Genomic DNA, 6,602 nt, shown 5'->3' on the forward strand with positions numbered 1-6,602 from the left:
GCTAGTCACCACAACCCCTACATCGTCATTGTGGGGCTGGTGGCGGGCCCCCCCCCCCGGTTTCGTGTTTGTCTACCAGCTCACTTGAGCTCGGCGCTGGTCTTTCCGAGGACGCGGCGAGCCACGATCAGCTGCTGGATCTGCTGGGTGCCTTCGAAGATGTCGAGGATCTTCGAGTCGCGGCCCCACTTCTCCAGGAGCAGGCGCTGGGAGTAGCCCACGGTGCCCGCGAGTTCGACGGCCTTGAGGGTGACGTCGGTGCCGGTGCGGCCTGCCTTGGCCTTCGACATGGAAGCCTCGAGGGAGTTGGGCTTCTTGTTGTCGGCCATCCAGGCGGCACGCAGGGCCAGCAGGTAAGCCGACTCGTAATCGGCTTCCATGCGCAGGAATTCGGCCGCGGCGGCGTGCTGGTTCATCGCGGGGGTGTCGTAGGAGATCTCGACACCGGCCTCGGTGAGGATGGTGCGCAGTTCCTCGAGCGCGGCGCGGGCGACACCGATGGCCATGGCGGCCACCAGCGGGCGGGTGTTGTCGAAGGTCTGCATGACCCCGGCGAAACCCTTCTCCACGTTGACTTCCGGCGAGCCGAGAATGTTGTCGGCGGGGATGCGGCAGTCCTGCAGCAGCAGCACGGCGGTGTCGGAGGCCTTGATGCCGAGCTTGTGCTCGAGCCGCGCCACCGACAGACCCGGAGCGTCACGCGGGACGACGAACGACTTGATCGCCGCACGGCCCAGGCTCTTGTCGACCGAGGCCCACACCACGACGTGGGTGGAGCGCTCACCGGCGGTGACGAAGATCTTCTCGCCGTTGAGGACCCACTCGTCACCGTCGAGGACGGCGGTGGTGGTGACCGCGGCGGAGTCGGAACCGAAGGACGGCTCGGTGATGGCCATCGAGGCCCACACCTTGCCGAAGCGGGCCAGCTGCTCGTCGGTGGCGACCGCGGCGATCGCGGCGTTGCCCAGGCCCTGGTAGGGGATGGTCAGCATCAGGCCGACGTCGCCCCACGAGGTCTCGAGCGCGTTGAGCAGCGCGGACATGTTGCCGCCGTTGGCGTTGGCGAGAAGGTCGGTGTCGCCGCCCTCGTCGTTGCGGCCACCCGCGGCGCCACCGATCTTCTGGGTGCCGGAGTCGGCCAGGCCCTCGATCATGGCGGCCATGGTGTCGAGCTCGACCGGGTATGCGTGCTCGGCGAGGTCGTACTTGCGGGAGACGGGACGGAAGATCTGGGAGGCGACCTGGTGGGCCTGGTTGGCGCTCGCCTTCAGCTTCTTGGGGAGTTCGAGGTTGATCATGGAATTCTCCTGGGTATCGAAGACGGACCGACTAGACCAGCACCACGCCCTCGGCAACGCCGATGGCTCGCAGGTCGCGGTACCACCGCTCGACCGGGTGTTCCTTGGTGAAGCCGTGGCCGCCGAGCAACTGCACGCCGTCCAGACCGATCTGCATGCCCTTGTCGGTGGCGAGCTTGCGCGCCAGCGCCGCCTCGCGGGCGAACGACAGACCCTGCTCCGCGCGTGACGCACCCCGCAGGGTCACGAGACGGAGACCGTCGAGCTCGATCGCCATGTTGGCCACCATGAACGCGACCGCCTGGCGGTGCGAGATGGGCTCGCCGAACGCCTCGCGCTCGTTCACGTAGGGGATCACGTAGTCGAGCACGGCCTGGCCGGTGCCGATCGCCAGCGACGACCAGCCGAGCCGGGCCAGCTGCACCGCGTCGGTGTACTCCTCGGCGCGCGCCTTGGCGTCACCGTCACCGAGCACGGCGTCGGCGCCGACGGCCACGTTGTCCAGGACCAGACGGCCCAGACCGGCGGCACGCAGACCCATGCTCGGGTCGGCCTCGACGGACAGGCCCGCGGTGTCGGACTCGACGATGAACAGCGCGGGGCGCCCGTCGAGTTCGGCGGCCACGATGAACAGTTCGGCATCGGCGGCGGCCGGGACCAGGCTCTTCACGCCGTTGAGGCGGAAGCCGCTGGGGGAGCGGGTGGCCTTGGTCTGCAGGGCGAACGGGTCGAACAGCGCGCGCGGCTCGTTGATCACCACGGACGCCTGCGGCACGTTCTCGCCGGTGAAGGCGGGCAGGTAGGTCTGCTGCTGGGCGTCGGTGCCCCACTGAGACAGGGCGACGGCCACGCCGCTGGGCGCCAGGATCGGCAGCGCCAGACCCATGTCGCCGTGCGCGAGAGCCTCGGCCACCAGGGAATTGGTGACCGCGCCACGCTCGGAGGCCGCGCCTTCCAGCTCCTCGGGCACGTTGATCAGGGTGATGCCGAGTTCGGCGGCGCGCTCGAGCAGGTCACGCGGCGCCTTGGCGGCGTTGTCGGCCTCGTAGGCGGCCGGGCGCAGGATCTCGCCGGCGAAGTCCTTCACGGTCTCGACGATCATCTGCTGCTCGTCGGACGGGGTGAGGTCGAAGTAGTCCTTGGTCTTGGCCTCGTTGTCGGGCAGGCGCTTGGGCTGGCCGCCGCCGGTGACCTTGGCGAAGGTGCGAGTGGCCGCGCCCAGGGTGCGGAAACCGGTCTTGGTGCCCTCGTAGGTGACGCGTTCGATGGGCTTGCGCAGGTTGTACTTCTCGGCGAGCTCCGACCCGGTAATGGTCGTCAAAGCGCGCATCGCGGCGCCCATCCAGTCCCGCTTGGGCTGGCTGAGACCGACCGCGGACGTGTCGTTCGGACGTCGCTTCGTCGCGCTGTCTCGAGTGCTCATCATCACCTGATTTCCTCGGCTGTTCGGGGCGCTTGTGACCCCAGCTATCTTACTCCTCGGTAAGTCTATCTTACTCTGGAGTAAGAAGCTCGTCGACGGCCATGGGATCGGGGATTTCGTGTCAGTCTGGACGAGTGACCGTGATCGCGTCGGTTTTCGCCCTGGTTCTGTTGATCACCACGACGCGCTACGGCTACCACCGTGACGAGATGTACTTCCTGGCCGCGGGCCGCCGGCTGGACTGGGGGTATCCCGACCAGCCGCCGCTGACCCCCGCGCTGGCCCGGCTGATGGCCGCGATCGACCCCGATGCGCTGTGGGTATTGCGGCTGCCCGCGATCGCCGCCGCGACCTTCGTCGTGGTGTGCGCGGGGCTGATGGCGAAGGAGCTGGGTGGGGGACGTGGCGCGCGGGCGCTGGCCGCCGGTGCCGTGGCGAGCGCGGCCATGGTGCAGGCGGCGGGTCACCTGTTCGGGACGACGGTGTTCGATCTGGCGGCGTGGTCGCTGATCTGTCTGCTGATGCTGAAGCTGCTGCGCGGGGCCGATCCGCGGTGGTGGCTCGCGGTCGGTGCGGTGGTCGGGCTCGGTGTGGAGAACAAGGTGCTGGTGGTCGTGCCCGTCGGTACGCTCGCGGTCGCGGTGCTGCTCACCCAGCAACGAAAGGTGTTCGCCACCAAGTATTTCGCGGCGGCTGTTGCGATCGCGGCGTTGATCGCGGCGCCGTATCTATGGTGGCAGGCGGCCAACGGCTGGCCGCAGTGGGCATTGAGCCGGGCTATCGCGGGCGGTTCGTCGGGGACCTCTGATTCGCCGATCATGTTCGTGCTCTTGCAGTTCGGATTGTTCGGCCCGCTGTTGGTGCCGCTGTGGGGCTACGGTCTGTGGCGGTTGTGGCACTCGCGGTACCGGGCGTTTCCGATCGCCTACGGTCTGCTGTTCGTGCTGTTTCTGGTGGCGGGCGGCAAGGCGTACTACCTCGGCGGGATGTATCCGGTGCTGCTCGCGGCGGGGTCGGTCGGACTCGCCCAGGCGCTCGGTGATCGGGGAAAGCGCTGGGCGACAGCGGGTTCGGTGATCGCGCTGAACGCCGCAATGTCAGCGGTGCTGTTCCTGCCCGTGCTTCCGGTCGCGCAGGTGCCCGGCTCGCCCGTCCTCGCCGTGAACTACGACGCGGGGGAGACGATCGGCTGGCCCCGCTTCGTCGCGCAGATGGCGGCGGCCCGCCCACCGGGTGCCGCAGTACTCACCGCGAACTACGGCGAAGCAGGCGCCATCGAGCGCTACGGCGCCGAATACGGTCTGCCGACACCGTATTCGGGCCACAACGCCTACTGGTGGTGGGGTCCGCCGCCGGACACCGCGACCACGGTGCTCACCGTCGGCATCGACCGGGACCGCCTCACCGGCCTGTGTTCGATCGTCGAAGCGGCGGGCGTGCTCGACAACGGACTCGGCATCGACAACGACGAACAGGGCGAACCGCTGTTCATCTGCCGCGACCCGATCCGGCCGTGGTCGCAGGTGTGGCCGCAGCTGCGCTCCCTCGGCTGACGTCGCGCTACAGGCCGCGCCGGGCGAGGAATTCGAGCAGGACCTTGCGCCATTCGTCGGGCTGCTCAGCCGTGACAACGTGGCCGGTGCAGACGCCGATGGCGGGGACCCGATGACGAGTCCCCGCCATCGCGGCGGTTGGTGGCGGGACTACTCCCTGACGTAGAAGCGCAGGGTGAGATAAGCGGTCACCGCGGCGAAGACGATGCCGATGGGCGCGATCGTCAGCGCCACCACGGCGATGTCGTCACCGGTGATCCGCGGGAAGACATTGCTGTCGAACAGCGGGCCCAGCGCCCGATCGATGACCAGCGGCCGGGCGATAACGAGCCCGAGGATGGCCAGCACCGAACCGGCGAACGCGGCCGCCACCGCCTCCAAGAGGAACGGCAGCTGGGTATACCAGCGCGTCGCGCCGACCAAGCGCATGATGCCGACCTCCGTGCGCCGCGTGTACGCGGCGATCTGCACCATGTTCAACACCAGCAGCATCGCCGCCAGCGCCATCACCAGCGCCAGGCCGAACGCGGCATTGCGCAGCCCGTCGAACAGGCTGACCAGCCGGTCGACGAACTCCTTGTCGTTGGCGACGATCCGCACACCCTGCCTGGTCGCGAAGCTGTCGTAGATGTGCTGGTACTGATCGGCGTCGGTCATCTTGACCCGCAGCGAGGCGGGCAGCGGTGAGTCGGCGATGTACTGCACCATCTCCGGCTGATCGGCGAACAGCTTCTTGGCCTCCTCGAGCGCGTCGGCGCGGTTGAGGAACTGCACGCTCTCCACGCCCGAGGTGTTCTTCAGGTCGGCGAGCAGCGTCTTGCATGGCTCGGCGGCGCAGTCGGGGTCGGTGTCGGAGACGGCGTCGTCGAGGTAGAACCGCACCTCGAGCCTGCCGATGAAGAAGTTCTCGGTCTTGTCGGCCATCCGCACCGACAGCATGCCGCCGCCGAGCATCATCAGCGAGACCGCGGTGGTCAGGATCATCGCGACGGTCATCGTCAGATTGCGGCGCAGACCGTCGGCGACCTCGGTGAACAGGAAACTCAGTCGCATTATCGTCCCACCCCGTAGACACCGGTCGCCTCGTCGCGCACGAGTCTGCCGTGGTCGAGCTCCACCACCCGCCTGCGCATCGCGTCGACGATGTGATTGTCGTGCGTCGCCATCAGCACGGTCGTGCCGGTGCGGTTGATCCGTTCCAGCAGCGACATGATGTCGGCGCTGGTGTCGGGGTCGAGGTTGCCGGTCGGCTCGTCGGCCAGCAGCACCAGCGGCCGGTTGACGAACGCGCGCGCGATCGCCACGCGCTGCTGCTCACCACCGGACAGTTCCGAGGGCAAGCGGTTGCCCTTGCCGCCGAGCCCGACCATGTCGAGCACCTCGGGCACGGTGCGTTCGATGAACTGCTGGCGTTTGCCGATCACCTCGAGCGCGAAGGCCACATTCTGCTCCACGGTCTTCTGCTGGAGCAGCCGGAAGTCCTGGAAGACGCACCCGATCCGCTGCCGCAACTTCGGCACCTTGCGCCCCGGCAACCGGTCGACCCGGAAATCGGCGACCCGGATCTCGCCCGAGGTCGGCGCTTCCTCCTTGAGCAGCAGCCGCATGAAGGTCGACTTTCCCGAACCGGACGGGCCGATGATGAAGACGAATTCGCCTTTGTCCACCTCGACGGAGACGTTGTCCAGCGCCGGCCGCGTCGATGTCTTGTACGACTTGGAGACGTTGCGCATGGTGATCACGGGGAGCCAGTGTAGCCAGCGAACCCTTGCGGTGACCGGGCCCCGAGGCCGTCGGCGAGGCGGCGAGCAATCCTATGGCGTCGGATCGACCCAGGTGGGGACGGCGTTGAGCAGCGACACCGGGCCGGTGTTCGCGGTCTCGGCGGGCTTGACGAACAGGTAGACGACGAACGTGGACACCCAGGTGGCCATCAGGATCGCCGTCGACTTACGTGGTTTCACTGATTCCTTCCTTACGCAGGGCCGCGGCGACGCGTACGCGCAGTTCGCGCCCCACTTCGAATTGTTTGCCCGGCAATGTGCGGGCAACCATCCGGATGTTCATCACGTCGAGCGAGAGATCTTCCACACCCATCACGGACGGTTCGTCGAGCAGCAGTGGCTTGAGGCGGCGATCCTGGTAGGCCTTGGTGCAGACCTCGTGCAGGATCTCGTTGATCTTGGTGATGTCGGCCTGCGCCGACACCGGTACGTCGATCGCGGCGCGGGCCCAGTCCTTGGACAGGTTGGTCACCTTCACGATCTGCCCGTTGGGGACGATGATCACTTCGCCGTCGGAGTTGCGCAGGGTGGTGATGCGCAGCGT

8 protein-coding genes are annotated in these 6,602 nt (G+C 67.6%); 1 reads left to right on the plus strand and 7 read right to left on the minus strand.

Features of this window, described 5'->3' with window-relative positions; genetic code table 11:
* Window positions 1–80: 80 nt before the first annotated feature.
* Together ACFWPJ_RS21275 and ACFWPJ_RS21280 are read right to left on the minus strand one after the other, a co-directional pair.
* Window positions 81–1,298, minus strand: a complete 1,218-nt coding sequence (locus tag ACFWPJ_RS21275; protein ID WP_378853875.1) for an acyl-CoA dehydrogenase family protein — start codon at window positions 1,296–1,298, stop codon at window positions 81–83.
* 31 nt (window positions 1,299–1,329) lie between these two features.
* A complete protein-coding gene (locus tag ACFWPJ_RS21280; protein WP_378853877.1) occupies window positions 1,330–2,724 on the minus strand; it encodes an acyl-CoA dehydrogenase family protein in 1,395 nt (464 codons plus the stop codon).
* A 131-nt stretch (window positions 2,725–2,855) separates the two neighbouring features.
* Between ACFWPJ_RS21280 and ACFWPJ_RS21285 the strand changes: the two genes are divergently transcribed.
* Window positions 2,856–4,274, plus strand: a complete 1,419-nt coding sequence (locus ACFWPJ_RS21285) for a glycosyltransferase family 39 protein (protein ID WP_378853879.1) — start codon at window positions 2,856–2,858, stop codon at window positions 4,272–4,274.
* A gap of 7 nt (window positions 4,275–4,281) precedes the next feature.
* On the opposite strand, the gene ACFWPJ_RS21290 is transcribed toward ACFWPJ_RS21285, so the two are convergent.
* The 5 genes from ACFWPJ_RS21290 to ACFWPJ_RS21310 all read right to left on the minus strand — a co-directional run.
* Window positions 4,282–4,404, minus strand: coding sequence for a hypothetical protein (locus tag ACFWPJ_RS21290; protein WP_378853881.1), 123 nt, complete (start codon window positions 4,402–4,404; stop codon window positions 4,282–4,284).
* 20 nt (window positions 4,405–4,424) lie between these two features.
* Window positions 4,425–5,327, minus strand: a complete 903-nt coding sequence (gene ftsX / locus ACFWPJ_RS21295; RefSeq protein WP_378853883.1) for a permease-like cell division protein FtsX — start codon at window positions 5,325–5,327, stop codon at window positions 4,425–4,427.
* Window positions 5,327–6,007, minus strand: a complete 681-nt coding sequence (gene ftsE / locus ACFWPJ_RS21300) for a cell division ATP-binding protein FtsE (protein WP_378853887.1) — start codon at window positions 6,005–6,007, stop codon at window positions 5,327–5,329. The genes ftsX and ftsE overlap by 1 nt, the downstream gene beginning before the upstream one ends.
* Before the next feature lie 81 nt (window positions 6,008–6,088).
* The gene (locus ACFWPJ_RS21305) at window positions 6,089–6,238 is read right to left on the minus strand and encodes a hypothetical protein (RefSeq protein ID WP_365034010.1); all 150 of its coding nucleotides are present in this window, start codon (window positions 6,236–6,238) and stop codon (window positions 6,089–6,091) included.
* On the minus strand, window positions 6,225–6,602 hold a 378-nt coding region (locus ACFWPJ_RS21310; protein ID WP_378853885.1), incomplete at its 5' end, for a mechanosensitive ion channel family protein. The genes ACFWPJ_RS21305 and ACFWPJ_RS21310, both read right to left, overlap by 14 nt.

The sequence above is a fragment of the Nocardia sp. NPDC058497 genome (genome assembly GCF_042720195.1).
Classification (GTDB): Bacteria; Actinomycetota; Actinomycetes; order Mycobacteriales; family Mycobacteriaceae; genus Nocardia.

Coding starts and splice junctions, on each gene's coding strand:
- ACFWPJ_RS21275 (WP_378853875.1), bottom strand. CDS start 1,298: ATGATCAACCTCGAACTCCCCAAGAAGCTGAAGGCGAGCGCCAACCAG.
- ACFWPJ_RS21290 (WP_378853881.1), bottom strand. CDS start 4,404: ATGGCGGGGACTCGTCATCGGGTCCCCGCCATCGGCGTCTGCACCGGC.
- ACFWPJ_RS21280 (WP_378853877.1), bottom strand. CDS start 2,724: ATGATGAGCACTCGAGACAGCGCGACGAAGCGACGTCCGAACGACACG.
- ftsE (WP_378853887.1), bottom strand. CDS start 6,007: ATGCGCAACGTCTCCAAGTCGTACAAGACATCGACGCGGCCGGCGCTG.
- ftsX (WP_378853883.1), bottom strand. CDS start 5,327: ATGCGACTGAGTTTCCTGTTCACCGAGGTCGCCGACGGTCTGCGCCGC.